We start from the raw sequence: 17,462 nt of genomic DNA, 5'->3' as shown, positions 1-17,462 counted from the left end.
TACTAATGATTCATGTTCCTGTTCAAGTATAACTTATCTATTTCAATTTTAGCAATTAAAAAGACAAATTTTATGTCTTTACTTATTCATAAGACATTTTTATAAGACATTTAGTTGAAATAAATAAAAAACATCCCAACGTCATGATGATATCTTCCACTCATTTCGTTGAGAATAATAAACTTAGTTAATATAGTTAAATAAATTTGATTGTCTCAGATACTGAGATAGCCGGATCAAGTGATTGTATAACTGGGCAATGTTTACTAATCAGTTTTAAAGCACGACGAGCTCTTTCTTGGTCTTCATCAGCTACTTTCACCTCAAATGTCATATCAATACTTTCAATAGGTTTACTTTGTTTTTCTTGATTTCTTGTATACTTCACTGATACTGCCTTAAAGGTGTACGATATGTTTGATTTATTCAAAATCGATTGATACACATATGCACCACACCCTGCGACAGATGCCACCAACATTTGGATGGGTGAATAGCCTTCTTCTTTTAGTAACACCCAGTTACCAGACTCAAATGGTAATTCTATCCCATTTTTTCCTTGAATTAATTCGATGGTTTCACTTGTCATATCTTTTCTCTCCTTTATCACGTTTTTAACTAGAAAATACCCCACCTTTCATCATATAAAAGGTGGGGACATATTAAAACGCTGGAATAGCTGTTTTACTATGTTCTTTCTCGATATATTCTTTAACTGATTTACTTGTCATAGCTTTTTTCAAAGCTTTAATTTTTTCAGATTTCTCATTGTCTTCTCTAGCGACTAAAGAAATCGCGAATCTTTCATCTACTGTATTTTCTAATAAAATCGCATCATCTGGTGTTAGACCAATTTTCGCAATATAAGCTGGGTAATTGTATACCATTGCAACATCTTTTTCATTGTAAGCTTCGGCTAAGTTAAGTAAATCAACTGATAAAAATTCTAGTTCTTTTGGATTTTTTTCGACATCTTTCAGTGTTCCATTAAAACCAACACCTTCTTTTAATGTAATCAATCCTTGTTCGTTTAAAATAGCAAGCGCACGACCTTCATTAGACACATCACTTGGAATGGCAATTTTAGCTTTTTCAGGAATCTCGTCAACTGATTTATAGTCTTTTGAATAATAACCAACTTTTGCATTATAGATTGGTTGAATCACGACTAAGTTTGCATCTTTTTCTTGATTAAATTTCATCATATATGGTTTATGTTGAGCAAAATTCGCATCTACTTCTTTACTCTTTAACATTTCATTGTATTGGATGTTATCTGTTACTTGAACCAATTCAATATCCCATCCATCTTTTTTTGCTTCTTCTTTTGCAACCATTACAATATCAGTCATTGGTGGTGCCTGAGAAGCCACTTTGATGATTTTATCTTCTTTTGGTGTGTCTTCTTTTTTACTTTCTTGAGCTTTTCCACACGCCACTAACCCTAATGTTAACCCTAATAATACTGAATACTTTAAACTTTTTTTCATTATGACAACGTCCTTTTATCTAATTTTTTTGCTATTTTATACCCTACTAACTGAATTAACCCAACCAATACAATCATCATCACAATAGCCATCATCATGACCGTATATTCATAACGTTGGTAGCCATATCGAATGGCGAAGTCTCCAATGCCTCCTCCACCGACTACCCCCATTACAGTCGAATAAGATACCAAACTAATTAACATTGATGTGGCACTTAACACAAGACCACTTCTTGCTTCTAACCATAAAAAATGAATCACTTTTTGCCATAAACTCACACCGAGTGAATCAGATAAAACCAACACACTATTTGGAATATCTAGTAGTACTTGTTCACAAAGTCTAGCAAAGATGGCAATCGCCACTAAACTTAACGATACTGAAGCTGACTTTGGACCAAATCCTGTTCCCACAATTATTCTAGTGAGTGGAATTAACATCACGACCAATAATAGAAATGGAAATGAACGAATAATATTGACATAACTGGAGGTCAGATGATATACCAACTTTTTTTGCCACGTTTCTTTTCCTCGGCATAAAAATAAACTCGTCCCTATTATTAAGCCTAGTAATGACCCAATCATCATACTGACACCAATCATATATAGTGTCTGTCTAAGTGCCAACATTAGTTCTGGAAAATAAATCATCGCATGCGATATAGAGGTCATGTTGTTAACCTCCTGAATGCTTTTTCAGGATAAGATGCCAACAATTCATCTTTACTATGATGAATCACAGTGACAATACGACTAATACTTCCTTTATCTAAAATCAAACACTCCTGACAAAATGTTTTAATTTTATCCAAATCGTGACTAACAAACATAATGGTAGGTTGATACTCTGTGTGAACTTCCGTCAATACTTGTAAAATCAACTGTGCATTATACTCATCTAGTGCACTGGTTGCTTCATCTAATAAAATGTATTTAGGTTTTGTCACTAACGCTCTCGCTAACGCGACTCGTTGTTTTTGCCCACCACTTAATTGAGAAGGATAGGTTGTTTCATATCCTGAAAGACCTACTTTTTCTAACCAATAGATAGCCTTTGTAACATCTTTTATCCCTTTTAATTTTAATGGCAGATGAATATTTTCAAGTATCGTCAAATTGTTTAGTAAGTGATACTCCTGAAAAATCATACCCATTTCCTGTTTTAACATACGCTGCTGACTTTTAGTCAATGTTTCACAGTGTACCCCATCAATAACTAATTCTCCGTCATCAATTGGTGTAGTTAAATTTAAGATACTTAATAGTGTGGACTTTCCCGAACCACTTTCTCCCACTATTCCATAAATAACGCCTTCATTTATTGTTAAAGTGATGTCTCTTAAATGAAAGTCACCAAATGATTTTCTCACTTTTTTTAATTGAATCACTTTTTCGACTCCTTTACGTATACGTTACTACCTATCGACATCACACATAGTAAGGGCTCTCACGGAAAAATGCAAAATTATCACAAAAAATAAGAGAGTAACTTTTTAGCTACTCTCTCATATCAACAAAAAACATTGATATCACCGCATGTTGATTTAATGTATTTGTTTATTCAAGAAACAATTTTGTCTTTTTGCGAATTTTTTTAAAATAAATTTAATTGCGTCGGATTCAACCCTTTATAATCAATGGCTAACATATTTTTTAAAGTTAAGGCATTCTCACCTGCATCTCCCCCTGAATTATTATTAAACACAACAACTATTTTTTTAGCTTCTATTTGTTTAATGTCCTTTGCCAATTCGTTTAACTCACTATCTGAATAACGATAGAGCGTTCTCTTTTTTCGCCAATCTCCTGATTTTTCTGTCCAGTAGCGTTTATTTCTTCCATGTAATCTCAAATAAGCATAATCTTTTGTAGTTACTTTAGGTAAAAATGGCACCGAGTGATGAGCGACTTGTGGTTCATCTACTGTCACTAATGTGTAGTGATACTGTTTCATAAACTCAATCATATCTTGTTTGACAGAGTCGTTGTACCATGTGCCACTTCGAAATTCGATTGCCATAGGAAACTCTTTGAATCGTAATCTTAACTTACGAAGATACTCCACATTTGGTTTATTACAAATAAAAAAACTCGGAAACTGACACAATATCGTTGATAATCGATTTTGTTGAATCAAAGGCATTAAAAACAATTTAAATGCGTCATCCATCTCTTCTTCACTTTGATAAAACTCTTCTATTTTAGCGTGTTTCGTCATGACTTTGAACGCTTTGACACTAAATGAAAAACTTTCAGGTGTCTCATCTACCCATTTTTGGCTAACAGTTGGTTGTTTAATCCCATAAAAAGAGGTATTCATTTCTACCACTGGAAATAAAGACGCGTAGTCAGATAACGCTAAAAATGATTTGTTCAATAATTTCCCATGCTCTTTAAATGTGGTTAGACCTATTTCTATCAACTTTTCTCATTCCTTCTCGTCTATAAAAAAAGTACCAGATCAATAGATCTGATACCCAATCAATATGCGAGAAAAGGGACTTGAACCCTCACGAAGAATACTCTTCACAAGATCCTTAGTCTTGCTCGTCTGCCAATTCCGACATTCTCGCTAATCGTAGTATTATTTTACCATATAATACTTAGTCGTCGCCACTATATTTTTATTATTTTGTTAAATAAATTAATTTCCCACCACACTGGCAACGATACTTTGCCAAATTTAAACGCTTCTTTCGTTGAAACTGTTTATGACATTGACAACATTCAATCATGTAAAACTTTGATTGTTTCTTCTCACAAAGTGGTGGTGTAAATCGTAACCCAGCAACGTGGTTTAATAACTCTTTAAACTCTTTGTCTTTATGTTGATAACCCTTATTCTCTAAATGAAGATGATAATGACAGAGTTCGTGCTTAATAATCCCTATCAGTACTCGTTCATCATAAACCACTAATATTTTAGGATTAAAATCTAACTGGTGGGAGTCTAAATGATACCGTCCACCAGTTGTTTTTAACCGTTTATTAAATGATGCTTGATGACAAAATGGTTTACCAAAATACATTAGAGACGTTTTTTCCACCAAAGACTGTAATTCACCATCATTCATCTAAAGATTCTCCTTATTTTTGAGTTGGATCAATCATTGTCAATGTGATGCGTTGTTTTTGGACGTCTACATCTACTATCCACACTGTCACAACATCTCCAACTGCCACGACATCTGTTGGATGCTTAATGTATGATTGGCTTAATTTTGAGATATGAACTAAACCATCTTGTTTCACTCCAATATCCACAAATGCACCAAAATCAACCACATTTCGGACTGTTCCTTCTAATTGCATCCCGGGTTTTAAATCTTCCATTTTGAGAATATCTTTTCTTAAAATGGGCGCAGCTAAATCATCACGCATATCTCGTCCAGGTTGTCTTAGCGCACTGATTACATCTTCTAGTGTTTCTTTACCAACTGATAATGTCTCACTCATTTGTTCAACAGATACTTTTTCTAATTTCGCATTTGTTTCCTCAGTCCCAATTTCTGATATATCAATCGCTAGTTCTTTTAATAATTGTTTTACTAATCCATAACTTTCAGGGTGAATACCTGTTGTATCTAAAATATTTTTAGCATTTGGAATACGTAAAAATCCGATTGATTGTTCATAGGCTTTTGGTCCTAGGCGTGGTACTTTTTTCAGGCTAGTACGGCTAGTAAATTCACCGTTTTCTTCGCGATAAATCACAATGTTTTTTGCCGTTGTTTTATTTAATCCAGCCACATGCTGTAAAAGTTGGGCACTTGCTGTATTAACATTGACTCCAACTTGGTTAACAACCATTTCAATAACGAAATCAAGTTTTTCTCCTAAGCGTTTTTGTGAGACATCATGTTGGTATTGCCCCACTCCTACTGCTTTTGGATCAATTTTTACTAATTCTGCTAATGGATCTTGCAAGCGGCGACCGATACTAACAGCACTTCGTTCTTCAACTTGTAAATTTGGGAATTCTTCTCGTGCCGTATCACTAGCTGAGTATACTGATGCTCCTGCCTCATTAACAATCACATAAAAAACAGGACGTTTCATTTCTTTCAAGCACTCTGAAACAAATGCTTCTGATTCACGGCTAGCCGTCCCGTTACCGATTGCCACCATTTCAACTTTGTATTCCTCTAATAATTTAATGAACTCCGGCTTAGCTTCTTCACGTTTTTTGGCATTAGCTGGTTTATGTGGATAAATCACATGAACAGCCAATAGTTTACCTGTTGGGTCAACAATAGCTAGCTTACATCCTGTGCGATAAGCCGGGTCAAACCCTAATACAACTTTCCCTTTTAAAGGGGGTTGTAATAATAAATTTTTTAAATTTTCACCAAAAATAGTAATGGCTTGTTCATCTGCTTTTTCAGTCAATTCATTCCGTATTTCTCGTTCAATTGCCGGTCCTATAAATCGTTTATAACTATCTTCATAAGCTGAGCGTATATAAGGTGTTGCAATACTTGTCTCACTCTTAATTAAGTGACGTTCGAAATACTGGTATACTCGGTTGCTATCTATTTCAATCGCAACTTTCAACACACCTTCCTTTTCACCACGATTAGCCGCAAGTACTCTATGTGATACCATTTTTTTCATTGGTTCAGAAAAATCATAATACATTTCATACACACTTTTCTCGTCCAATGATTTATCTTTTACTTTTGTGGTATAAAGACCTGTTTGTTTCGTCATATTACGTAACCATTCACGGTAAGATGGCTCATCACTAATCACTTCAGCGATAATTTCATGTGCTCCAGATAAAGCTTCTTCAGATGTTTTAACTTCTTCATTAACGTATTTAGCTGCTTCATCTTCAACGGACCCATTGCTTGGAAATGTCAATAGCCAATCAGCTAGCGGCTCAAGACCATTTTCTTTTGCAATGGTCGCTTTAGTTCGACGTTTTTGTTTAAAGGGGCGATATAAATCTTCCACTCGTTGCATTTTTTTAGCAGCGTTAATTTTTTTCTCTAAATCTTTCGTCAATTTTCCTTGTTCACTGATTAATCGAGTAACTTCTTCTTTACGTTTGACTAATCCCTCAATATAAGCATGGCGTTCTTCAATTTCTCGAATTTCTACTTCATCAAGACTTCCCGTTTGTTCTTTACGGTAACGTGCAATAAAAGGAACCGTATTTCCTTCACTTAATAAGTGCAACACGGTATCGATTTGTTTTCTTTTTATATTGGGTAACTCTTTTTCTAAAATATCAAAAACTTGTGTATCTTGCATAATTATTCTGCCGTCTCCCTATCAAAAAAATGTTTACTTGATTTAAAATAACGTCTCTCTAAATAAGCAGATAACGCTTGGTACGCTTTTAAGCGTAACTTAATTTCCTTATCCATCATAACATATTTTTTCGACAGTAATGGTATCTTGACTAGATTTTCTAGTTCTACAAAGAATTCATTCGCTTCAGATATATAATGCTTACTCCAATTGAGTTCACTTTTACCAGTATCATTGACTTGCATGATATTAGCTTGATACCATCGATACTCCAAAAATTTTAATGATAACCGATATGTCCGGTACTCTTCGACTGGAACCTTAACGTCTTCAACTTCAGCATCATCTGCTTGTTGAAATAAGTCCAAAATATCATCTTCATCGTATCGTATTGCTTGTTCTTCTTCTATTTTTTCCTCATTTATTAAATCTGTCCCTTCGCTGTTATCTTCTTGTTCTTCAACTAAAGTCTGATCAACAAACTGTTGGAGGTAAGCAACACGATCACTTAAACGATTAACCTCTTTTAATAATTGTCTCATCTCATTGTGATAATAGTTTTTTTCTTCACTTAATTTCTGATTTAATTCTTTTAAATTAGTTAGATCATTTAACATACTGGATGTATCTAGTTCGTATTTATTAAGTTGTTCTTCAAGTTGTTGTTCCATTCCTTGGCTTTTATCAATCCACTCTTTTAATTTTTTTTCTAATTGCCAATACGATTTTTTTTGTTCTTCCAACGTTCTTAAGACATTGTCTTTTTCAACTGATTCTTGATCTAATTTATTTTTTACTGAATGATTTTCTTCTTTTAATTCATCAATTAATAAATCAGATTCTGTCTTTTCACTCACTAATTCATCAATTTTAGCTTGCAATTTAAAGGAATCATTTGATACTAATACTAACTGTCTTTCTTGTTCCGCAATTTTTTCCTCAAATTCTTTCATATCAAGTTGGACTTGATTGATTAATTGTGCTTTATCATCTTGTTCTTTTTGATATAGATTTTTTAATGTTGAATTTTCTGTCTCTAATTCTGTCAATTTTAGCTGTAAATCTTTAATTTCATCGACTTGTTTATTTTCAGATATAGTTAATTGCCGATTTTTTTTTGATGTTTCATTCAACGTTAAACTGAGTAGGTTATTGTTATGTTGCAACTCGCTAATTAAATGTTTAGCATTTGTCAATTCGTTTGACAGGATGGAATAACGTTGATGACTTTCGTCATTTTTAGTTGGGTAAATATCTTCTAATTGTTCTTTTTTAGGTAGTATTTTATTATCTTGAAAAGTATCTACATACCGCAATAAGTCATTATTTTCTTTTTCAATAATATCTAGTTGCTCCATTAATATTTTTTGTTCTTTATCTCGTTCTTTACTCCACTGATTCACTAAAGCGTCTTGTTCCACCACTTTTTTTTGTAATGTATCAATGATTTTATCTTGATCATCTAAAATATTAAAATTCATTTTATTTGACTCATTTCCTGTCTGAAAAACAGGTTGTACCATGTCACTAGATTCTATAGTATTATATGGAGCAGTCAATAATTCCTGAACTGCTTTAAAAAAATGTTTAATTTCAATATCACTTAGTAATGCTGAAACGCTGAAAGAGATGTACAATTTAATTATTCCATTATCATTAATATGATAAAATGCTCTTTCTATTGGATAGATAGATAACACAGAACGCCATCTACGAAAAAAGACAGTTAACCTTTTATCAATTTTATAGAAAAAAATAGGATCGAATAATATTTCTAATTGGTTGGTCATAGATCCTGATGGTCGATTTTTTTCTATTACGGTAATTGATTTTTTACGGGGTTTCTTTTTTTCTTTTTTGAACAACCGCATACTAATTTTCCCCTGGTCACTTTTCATTATATTACCTCCGTTTTTTATCAACTCGCTTACAATGATACTAAAAAAGTGTTGTTAGACCACAACACTTTTTTAGACTTATTTAGCCTTCTTGAGAAAAGTTAAGTTGTACACCAGGTTTGTCTAACGCAATCTCGGTTACTTCATAAGTTAATCGTTCAATCAAAACGAATAAAGGTTGTACCAAAGTGTTCACTTCTTCTGAAGTTAAATCTTCAATTTTATCCACTTTTCTACCTACTGTTTGAACAAATTGAGCGACATCACCACTAATGGCAACATTATCTAATATAATTTTAAATTCGACTCTCAACCCTAAAATCGAGTTGTTTTCTGCATCAATGGTCATTTCATCTGTAATTTCAAAAGGATTTAAACTTACATTAATAGATGTTTCTTCAGAATGATCTTGAGGTAATGCATCATAATGATATGACTGTACAAATTCTTGTTGTCTCTTTAATTCCATTTTATTCTCTCCTAAATATGTCACTATTTAATAAATTCTTTATAGTTATCTTATCTACCTTTTATATTCTACACGAATTTTTCTTAGATTTAAATCTAAATCTAAGTTCATTTATACATTAATTCAATTAATTGATTAAAAAGGCTAGTCTTCATTACTGTCTTCACGTTCTATTGCTCGATAATTCTGCATTTTTTTACTAAATAACATACCGTTTGAAGGTGGTGTATAAGTAATAGCATTCGCTCCAGCTTCAATGGTTTCCATAATTGATTCTTCCGTTGGTCCTCCTGTTGCCATAATAGGAAATAATGGGTATCTTTCTCGAATCATTCGAACAATATGAGCAGTGTGTTTACCACCGCTAACATTTAAAATCTGAACACCAGCTGCAATCTTTTCATCAATGTCGGTAAATTCCGATGTTATTGTTCCAATAATGGGGATATCAATGGTCTGTGAGATATCATAAATTGTCTCCTTAGGTGTAGGTGCATTCACAACGACACCTAGAGAACCATTTGCTTCTGCAAACATACTCATATTAACTGAGCGATTTCCTTGAGTTAAACCACCACCAACACCCGAAAAAACAGGAACATCTGCTGCTTCAATAATTGCTTTAGTAATCGTTGGATGTGGTGTAAATGGGTAAACGGCTATCACAGCATCTGCATCAATATTACGAATAATAGCTATATCAGTTGAATAGCAGATTGATTTAATTCGTTTTCCATAAATTCTTATTCCTGAACAATTTCGAATGACGTTTGGGACATTGATTAAATCTTTTCTTAAATTTGTGACAATTTCAGGGGCAATACGTTTTTCTCTATTCATAATTATTTCTCCTCCATAAATAAATTGAACTTTAATCAAAATATTAAAGTTCAATTTATCAATCATATTGATTTAAATGATGTTCTTCAATGAGAGATATTAACTTATCAGCATAGCCTGGATCTGTAGCATATCCAGCAACTTGTAAAGCTCTAGCTGCAGTCTGATAATCATCTGCTAATAACACCCCTTGATATAAATAAGGGTCCCAATCCACGCCTTGTACAAACAACAACGTATGATCTCTAATACAATCAGACCAACTAGCATATACTTTAAAGTTTGCTTTAATAGTTTCCCATTTACCATCTTTATACTCTTTTGTTTCAAGTTTTACTGAATGATCATTGGCACTAAAAGACTTAATACCAAATAAATTATTATATTTAGCACTTAACTCACTTGTTCCCCAATCTGATTCTAAAATAGCTTGAGCTAAAACAATACTTGGCATAATACCATGACTAGCTTGCATCTCTTTAGCAACCGGAACAATTTCTTCAATAAAAGCCTGTTTATCTGTAGAATTTGACACATCTGATTGTGTCATTGGAGTGGTATCACTTAATCCTCTTAGACTTAATAAAAAAACAATTAATCCAACCATTAAAAGTAACAAACTTAGTATTAAGGGTAACGTTACTTTACGTTGATTGCCATATCTTCTTGTATATTTTTTCGCCATAAATTACCTACTTTTTAATCATTTCAACATATTCTTCTAGCGACAAGTTGTGTTTTTTCATATATAAGGCATTAGCTTTACCGACATAACGAATATGCCATGGCTCATAATTAATACCTGTTATTGACTCTTTACCTTTTTCATAGCGAACAATAAACCCATATTGACAAGCATTTTCTTCAATCCACTTTCCAGCATCTGTATCACCAAATTCACCTTCTAGCATATTACCTTTGTTGTACCAATCTTGATCCAAAATATCAATAGCTAAACCAGTATGATGTTCACTCAATCCTGGTTCTGTTAAATATTCCATTGCTTTTTTCTTTGCTTCTTCATCAGAAAAGCCTTGTGCTTTATAGCTTGCAATGTCTCGCTCTACAATCGCCCTTTGTTCTGCTACGGATCGATAGCCTGAGATAGTCACTATTTTAAATCCTTTTTTGTCAGCAGCATTCACCATTGCATTAAATGTACCAAAGATACGACTATCAATTTTTTCACCATTAGGTAATTCTTTTAAATTAGTTGGTTCTTTTTCAATCTTATTATCTTTATTAACTAAAATAAGATCCCAATCTGTTGCGTTTCCTGGATACGTCTCATCTGATTTTGCTGTAGATTGAACTGGCTCTTTTATCTGATCTGTTTGAGTTGTTTTTTCTACTGCTTTTTGGTTATCCCCAACTTTAACCCATAATCCCAGTGCAATAAAACAACTGATAATACCGATGAATATTTTTTTAGCCATGAATACTAGTCATTTCCCTTATGTTGAGTATTTTCTTCTGCATAAGTATCTGTCAAATTTTCATCTAGCCATTCAATTAAATCAACTTTTGATTCCTCTATTTGTTGTTGGACAATTCCTGGCATAAAGAATTCTAGTATGTCATCATATCCCCATTCACCATAATTCATCACAACACGTAGAACAACTACATGTTTTTGTGGGACGTTTAACAATTCTCTATCACTAAAACGCTGTTGGGTAATTAATTCAACTTTTGCTACACCTGATTTAATCCATGTATTAGCAATCACTGTTTTTAAACGTTTATATTCGACACTTGCATAATTTCTTTTTTCTGGAAACATAATTGTCTGACTGACAATTTTTTGGATCAACATCCATTCATAGTCAGAAAATAAATTTTTAATCTTTTGCATCTTATCATTTGGTAACTGTACTAAACCTTTTTTCCAATCTGACCATATCTCTATAGGTAGTTCTAAAATATTTTTACAAAAGGTGTCTTCACTAATAAATTGATCTCTTATACGATCTAACATAATATTAACCATTGCTTGATGCATATACGTCATCCTCTTTCTTATCTATTAAATCAACTAAATAATATAATATCTCTTTTCATTCTACTATATTTAATAAAACTTTTGAATCAAATACATCATTTACCTAGACAAGTTTAGAAAAACTACAACATTTTTTCATTCATTTGACTAAAGTTTACTTTAATATCAATAAATGTTTGAATTTGTAATAACAATTGATATAATTTCGCACGGTTTTCAAATTCTGTTCGTGATGTTGGTAATGATTTTGTTTCATACATTTGGAATACTTCTAATACATCTTCTTTTAAAGATAACGCATTATTGTCTTCAGCATAAGTTTCTGCGATATTTAATAGTAACGTTTCCACACTTTCTGCGACATCTTTATCGACATCAATTTGTTTAATTAACTCATTCATATCTTCTAATGTTTCAAATTGACGTAATCTCATATCAAAATAACTTAAGTAATACTCATCTTGTGATAACAACTGATTTTCCATATGACGTTTTGATAATTGCTTTCCCTGTTTAATCGATTTAGATAATCCTTCAAGTAAAGCATTACATTCATTTTCTACATCTTTTCTATAAAGCATCTCTGAAAACTGCATCAATAATTTTTGGATTGTTTTATCAACTACCTGTTTATTTTCTTCGATATCTTCTTTTACACTAGGCATATGTAAATTAGCAATAAGTGCTAAGGTCACCCCGATAAACAACAAACCAAATGCATTAAAAACTAACCACGGAGCCATTGATTTTTCATTTAAAAAATGAGTCATTAGAACTGAATTGATTGGGACAATTTCAGGCATTTTCCATTTACCAGCAATCGGAATATAAAATAATAATAGCAAACAATAGGCTAATGGATTATATCCTATTACGTGATACCAGAAATAAGCCATAATTGTTGCTAGCATAAATGCTAACAGCCTACCAAGTCCTATCTTAACAGATGAACGTTTCGTATTTGTCACACTTAAAATCGCCACGACCCCTGCTGTTGAGGCGTATTTAAACCCCAAATAGCTTGCTAACCAAATCCCGATAGATGCTGTTAAAGCAGTTTTTATGGTACGTAATCCAATTTTCATATTATTCCTCTTTTCACACTTTATCCTTACTCTATTTAAAGTCAAAATTTGTTTCCCGTCAAATACTAGAAAAATACTTCTCTTTCGTTTATTATAGGGATATATTGAGGAGGGTTACTCTATGACACGTATTAAACCATTTTTAGTCATATTTTTATTTTTGTTTACTTTAAGTGCGTGCGGTATTACACAAGAATTGGATCAATCAGTCACAGTCACAAAAAATATCAATCAACAACTAAAAGAAGAAAAAGCAACTATTTCCTCTTTAAATACACTTATTGAAAATTTTTCAACAACCTATGATAAAGATATCCATGAAAAAAAAATAACCAATATTTTAGGTAATGAAACAAGCAGTCTAAATAAAAGTTATGAAGAACGTGAAAAATTATTATCGACTTTAAAAAAAGATAATAAACTAATTAAGTCCTATAATAAAGAACTAAAAAATATTATTTCCAAAAAGGCAGTTGATGTAGATAATACTAAATTAGTGTCAATTCAGGGTAGTTTAGAGATTATCATCAATAATATTGAATCTCTTCAGCTTTATATTGAAACTAGTTTATCACAAGAAAAAAAATTATATGATGACGTAGCAAATGAGACAGCCGATGCTTTATTCTCTGCTATTGATAGAGCAAATGGTGCAACTTTAATCGTCACAAATGAAACGTTACAAAATATGTCGTATACCACTAAATTAATAAATGATTACCAACGTTCCGTTCCGACAAATCATAATAAATAGGAGAATGCTCATCAGATGGTTATTGGAAAATATCGAATTGGCTTGCGAACACTTAAAACCTCAATTGCTGTTATGTGTTGCATTATTTTTTTTCACTTAACACATCGTGGTTCCCCAATGGTAGCCACACTAGCTGCTGTTTTTGCTTTACGTGAAGATATGTCAACCACCATGAGTTTTGGAAAATCAAGAATACTTGGCAACACCATTGGCGGAATTGCTGGAATTTTATACTATATTTGTTTACTAAAACTCCCTAATCAATCCATTGGAGAAATCTTCCTTGTGCCATTTTTTGTTTTAGTCACCATTACTGTCTCGACTCGTTTAAAAAATCAAAAAGGAATTATTGGTGGTGTCGCGACATTATTGTTCTTATGCTTCTCTATTCCAAAAACTAGCTCTTTTACATATGCTATCGACCGTGTCATTGATACATTTATTGGAACGCTGTTTGCTATCTTATGGAACTATCTAATAAAATCACCATTAGAAGATAAAGAAGAAACCTTAGAAGAAAAGAAAGAAACCTTAGCTAAAAAGAAACAGGATATTAACATTTTAGAACAAGAAATTCAAGCACTAGAAAAAAATATCCCACCAGATAACTCATTAGATTAACGAATAGAAAATAAAAAAGTAGTCTCTTAATATAAGAGACTACTTAGACTGTAGACAAAGTATTGACAAATTTCGATACTTTGTCTTTTTTTGATAAAATAGAGAAACGGAGTGACTATTAATGTTGAAATAGTAAGACATGGGTAGTTAGTTTGTCTTCAATATGAAAGAATAAATACTTGTATTCCTTCTTTATCCTTTATTATCATCCATTACCTTATTGATATGAATCGTTAAATAGATTATTTCTGATTGATTAATGGGAACATCATACTTAGTTAAAAGATAGTCTTTCACCCTTAAACTACATTGAAAGGCTTTTGGGTATTTTGATTGAACTAATTCATACAAAAAATCATCTGTTTCCTCACTTAATTCATTATTTATTATTCGTTGAACAAAAAATTGAATATGAGTCACCATTCTTTGATAGTTTGTTGAGTGTTCATCAAACTCGTATCCAACATATCGTCTAACAATATTTAATATATTTTTGACAATCTCTGTGTTTTTCATTGTTGTTGCCATATCTTGATAATCTGTCACACTATTAGCTAAATGTAGTGCAATCACACCTGCCTCTTCTTCTGTCATGTCCGCATTTAGCTTATCCTTCACAATTTCAACCGCTTTTAAAGCAACTTTAAATTCTTTGGGATAAAATTTTTTTATATCAAATAATAATGGATTAGGAAGTGAAATCTTCTCGCGAGCCCGTTCTATAGCATAAAACAAATGATCCGTCAAACTTAAATAAGATTTCTCAGAGTAATTATAACCAATCTCTTTTTCTGCTAATAACATAATCTCTTTAGATACTTCGATGATATCAGGTGGTATTTTTTCGACCAATTTTTCCATCTCTTGTCTTTCGCTTCCGGAATGATTAACAAACATCTTATCAATAGCAATTAAAGATATTTTATCTCCAACTTTTTTATTAAACGCAATACCTTTGCCCATCACAACAACTTCTTGAGATTCTTTATTATCAGAAATTACCACATTATTATTTAAAATTTTTTTTATAATCATCTCTTGTGTCCTTTTCTTAAATCAGTGATATTGTCATTAACCCTCATTTTATTATACATCCTATAAATGTTTTTTTATAGAATCAATTACCATACCATAAAAACACCGTTATTTGATTACAACTAATAATTCTTCTCCTGATACAATATCTTTTTGATCTAATGTAAGGACATCTAAAAACTGATCTGAGTTTGTAACTACTATTGGCGTGACAACAGGCTTTCCTGCTTCTTTAATATAATCAATATCGAAGTATCCTAATAAATCACCTTGATTTACTTTATCCCCTTGCTTAGCTTTAATATCAAATCCTTTTCCGTCTAACTCAACAGTATCCATACCAATATGGATCAGTATCTCAGAACCATCATTTGTTATCATACCTATTGCATGCCCTGTTGGAAATACAGTGGTAATTTCTCCTGTTGCTGGTGCATATAACTCACCGATAGTTGGATTAATAGCGATACCTTTTCCTAACGCACCAGAAGAAAATACTTCGTCTTTGACTTCAGATAATGGAACAACCTCACCTGTTACAGGAGAAACTAACTCTTCTCGTGATCCTGATTGACTTGATGTACCAGATGATACATTATTTGATTCCTCATCAGTTGATTCTACTTCTTTATCAAAACCAATAACCAATGTCATAACAAATGCCACAACAATCGATACAATACCTCCAATAATTCCCATCATAACGTTTGATTCAACACCCTCAATCGTACTCACAAAGCCAGGTATTGATAATATACTCACTAGACCACTAGCAAATAGTTTAACACCAGCTCCGCCGATAACTGCTCCACCAACCGCTCCACCGATACAAGCAGCGATAAATGGTTTTTTTAGAGGTAAAGTCACACCATAAACAGTCGGTTCAGTAATACCAAAAATAGCAGTCAACGTTCCTGAGAGTGCCAATGCTTTTCGTTTTTCATTCTTTGTTCTCAAAAATACCGCAAAAGCAGCTCCTGCCTGAGCTAAAACAGCTCCCAATAACATTGGTTTTAAAGTATCAAAACCATATTGTGTTAAGTTATTCAATGCTATTGGGATAAGACCCCAATGCATCCCAAACATTACAAACACTTGCCATAAGCCACCCATAACTGCACCTGCTAATATAGGACTAAAATTAAAGACTGCTGTATAAGCTGTTCCTAATCCCGTTCCAATAATTGTACCTAAAGGCCCTATTGCAACAAAAGTTAACGGTACCATAACCATAATAGTAAACATTGGGACAAAAATAATTTTTAAAAATTCAGGAATAATTTTTTTCATAAATTTCTCAATATATTTTTGTAACCAAACAAACAATATGATTGGGATCACTGTTTGCATATAACCTGTTGGACTAATGATGACAGGTATCCCCATAAATGACAATGATACTTGTTCTCCTGCCATTTGTGTGATAGATGGGTATAATAGAGCTCCTGCTATTGATAAGGCAATAAAAGGATCTGTTTTAAATTTTTTAGCAGCAGTAAAGGCCACTGCAAATGGTAAAAACTGCATTAACCCATCTGATGCTGCATAAAGAATTTGATAAGTTCCTGACTTGTCTGTTAAAACACCTGTCAATAATAAAATAGATAATAGCCCTTTTAATACTCCAGTTCCTGCCAGTGCTCCTAAAAATGGTGTAAAAACACCTGATATAATATCAACAAATTTATTAAAAATGTTACTATCTTTTTTCTCTTCTTCTGTTGGCTCTCCAAGCCCAGATACATCTAGTAATTCATTAAAGACATCTGATACTCTACTTCCTACTACAACTTGATATTGACCTCCACTTTGAACGACTTGGATAACATCTGGTATTTTTTTTATCTCTTCAGTCTTAGCAATCGATTCATCATTTAATTTAAATCGTAGGCGTGTTGCACAATGAACAACACTACTCACATTTTCCTTTCCTCCAACTAATTCTAAAACTTGTGTCGCTAACTCTCTATTAGAAAGCTTTGCCATAATAATTCCTCCTTACATTTT

The 17,462-nt window shown here is 32.5% G+C and carries 18 protein-coding genes and 1 tRNA gene; 2 read left to right on the top strand and 17 right to left on the bottom strand.

Annotated features, from left to right (window positions below):
- Positions 1–196 precede the first annotated feature (196 nt).
- The 15 genes from MN187_RS02305 to MN187_RS02235 all read right to left on the bottom strand — a co-directional run bounded on the left by MN187_RS02305 (position 197) and on the right by MN187_RS02235 (position 13,045).
- Positions 197–589, bottom strand: a complete 393-nt coding sequence (locus MN187_RS02305; RefSeq protein ID WP_117972572.1) for an OsmC family protein — start codon at positions 587–589, stop codon at positions 197–199.
- A gap of 73 nt (positions 590–662) precedes the next feature.
- Positions 663–1,490 (bottom strand): MetQ/NlpA family ABC transporter substrate-binding protein, encoded by an 828-nt coding sequence (locus MN187_RS02300; RefSeq protein ID WP_242094114.1) that lies wholly within the window; start codon positions 1,488–1,490, stop codon positions 663–665.
- Entirely contained in the window at positions 1,490–2,167 is a 678-nt protein-coding gene (locus tag MN187_RS02295; protein WP_117972570.1) for a methionine ABC transporter permease, read from the bottom strand. Before MN187_RS02295 ends, MN187_RS02300 begins: the two co-directional genes overlap by 1 nt.
- A complete protein-coding gene (locus MN187_RS02290; protein WP_241699292.1) occupies positions 2,164–2,883 on the bottom strand; it encodes an ATP-binding cassette domain-containing protein in 720 nt (239 codons plus the stop codon). The genes MN187_RS02295 and MN187_RS02290 overlap by 4 nt, the downstream gene beginning before the upstream one ends.
- Before the next feature lie 206 nt (positions 2,884–3,089).
- Positions 3,090–3,917: a DUF72 domain-containing protein gene (locus MN187_RS02285; protein ID WP_117972568.1), complete on the bottom strand. Its 828-nt coding sequence runs from the start codon at positions 3,915–3,917 to the stop codon at positions 3,090–3,092.
- A gap of 65 nt (positions 3,918–3,982) precedes the next feature.
- Positions 3,983–4,068, bottom strand: a tRNA-Leu gene (locus tag MN187_RS02280).
- Between the two features lie 54 nt (positions 4,069–4,122).
- Entirely contained in the window at positions 4,123–4,569 is a 447-nt protein-coding gene (locus MN187_RS02275) for a SprT family protein (RefSeq protein WP_242094112.1), read from the bottom strand.
- A gap of 13 nt (positions 4,570–4,582) precedes the next feature.
- On the bottom strand, positions 4,583–6,751 hold the full coding sequence (locus MN187_RS02270) for a Tex family protein (protein WP_117972566.1): 2,169 nt from the start codon (positions 6,749–6,751) through the stop codon (positions 4,583–4,585).
- A gap of 2 nt (positions 6,752–6,753) precedes the next feature.
- Positions 6,754–8,649: a coiled-coil domain-containing protein gene (locus MN187_RS02265; RefSeq protein WP_117972565.1), complete on the bottom strand. Its 1,896-nt coding sequence runs from the start codon at positions 8,647–8,649 to the stop codon at positions 6,754–6,756.
- 82 nt (positions 8,650–8,731) lie between these two features.
- Positions 8,732–9,118 carry a DUF1149 family protein gene (locus tag MN187_RS02260; protein WP_117972564.1) on the bottom strand — a complete coding sequence of 129 codons (387 nt, stop codon included), beginning with the start codon at positions 9,116–9,118 and terminating at the stop codon, positions 8,732–8,734.
- Between the two features lie 144 nt (positions 9,119–9,262).
- Entirely contained in the window at positions 9,263–9,958 is a 696-nt protein-coding gene (locus MN187_RS02255; RefSeq protein WP_242094110.1) for a beta/alpha barrel domain-containing protein, read from the bottom strand.
- 58 nt (positions 9,959–10,016) lie between these two features.
- Positions 10,017–10,643 carry a glycoside hydrolase family 73 protein gene (locus MN187_RS02250; protein ID WP_117972562.1) on the bottom strand — a complete coding sequence of 209 codons (627 nt, stop codon included), beginning with the start codon at positions 10,641–10,643 and terminating at the stop codon, positions 10,017–10,019.
- A gap of 7 nt (positions 10,644–10,650) precedes the next feature.
- Positions 10,651–11,394, bottom strand: coding sequence for a M15 family metallopeptidase (locus MN187_RS02245; RefSeq protein ID WP_242094108.1), 744 nt, complete (start codon positions 11,392–11,394; stop codon positions 10,651–10,653).
- Between the two features lie 5 nt (positions 11,395–11,399).
- The gene (locus MN187_RS02240) at positions 11,400–11,960 is read right to left on the bottom strand and encodes a hypothetical protein (protein ID WP_117972560.1); all 561 of its coding nucleotides are present in this window, start codon (positions 11,958–11,960) and stop codon (positions 11,400–11,402) included.
- 122 nt (positions 11,961–12,082) lie between these two features.
- The gene (locus MN187_RS02235; protein ID WP_117972559.1) at positions 12,083–13,045 is read right to left on the bottom strand and encodes an aromatic acid exporter family protein; all 963 of its coding nucleotides are present in this window, start codon (positions 13,043–13,045) and stop codon (positions 12,083–12,085) included.
- Positions 13,046–13,166: 121 nt separating this feature from the next.
- Here MN187_RS02235 and MN187_RS02230 point away from each other — a divergent pair, with 121 nt between their 5' ends.
- Together MN187_RS02230 and MN187_RS02225 are read left to right on the top strand one after the other, a co-directional pair.
- Positions 13,167–13,799, top strand: coding sequence for a hypothetical protein (locus MN187_RS02230; RefSeq protein ID WP_117972558.1), 633 nt, complete (start codon positions 13,167–13,169; stop codon positions 13,797–13,799).
- 15 nt (positions 13,800–13,814) lie between these two features.
- The gene (locus MN187_RS02225; protein ID WP_117972557.1) at positions 13,815–14,420 is read left to right on the top strand and encodes an FUSC family protein; all 606 of its coding nucleotides are present in this window, start codon (positions 13,815–13,817) and stop codon (positions 14,418–14,420) included.
- Between the two features lie 192 nt (positions 14,421–14,612).
- Here the strand turns inward: MN187_RS02225 and licT are convergent, their stop codons facing one another.
- Together licT and MN187_RS02215 are read right to left on the bottom strand one after the other, a co-directional pair.
- Positions 14,613–15,455: a BglG family transcription antiterminator LicT gene (licT, locus tag MN187_RS02220; protein WP_241699286.1), complete on the bottom strand. Its 843-nt coding sequence runs from the start codon at positions 15,453–15,455 to the stop codon at positions 14,613–14,615.
- Between the two features lie 108 nt (positions 15,456–15,563).
- Positions 15,564–17,441 (bottom strand): beta-glucoside-specific PTS transporter subunit IIABC, encoded by a 1,878-nt coding sequence (locus MN187_RS02215; RefSeq protein ID WP_242094106.1) that lies wholly within the window; start codon positions 17,439–17,441, stop codon positions 15,564–15,566.
- Positions 17,442–17,462: the final 21 nt, after the last annotated feature.

The organism is Vagococcus sp. CY52-2, assembly GCF_022655055.1.
Taxonomy (GTDB): Bacteria; Bacillota; Bacilli; order Lactobacillales; family Vagococcaceae; genus Vagococcus.
Note: the sequence above shows the minus strand (reverse complement) of the source record. Positions and strands in the feature narration are given on the sequence as shown.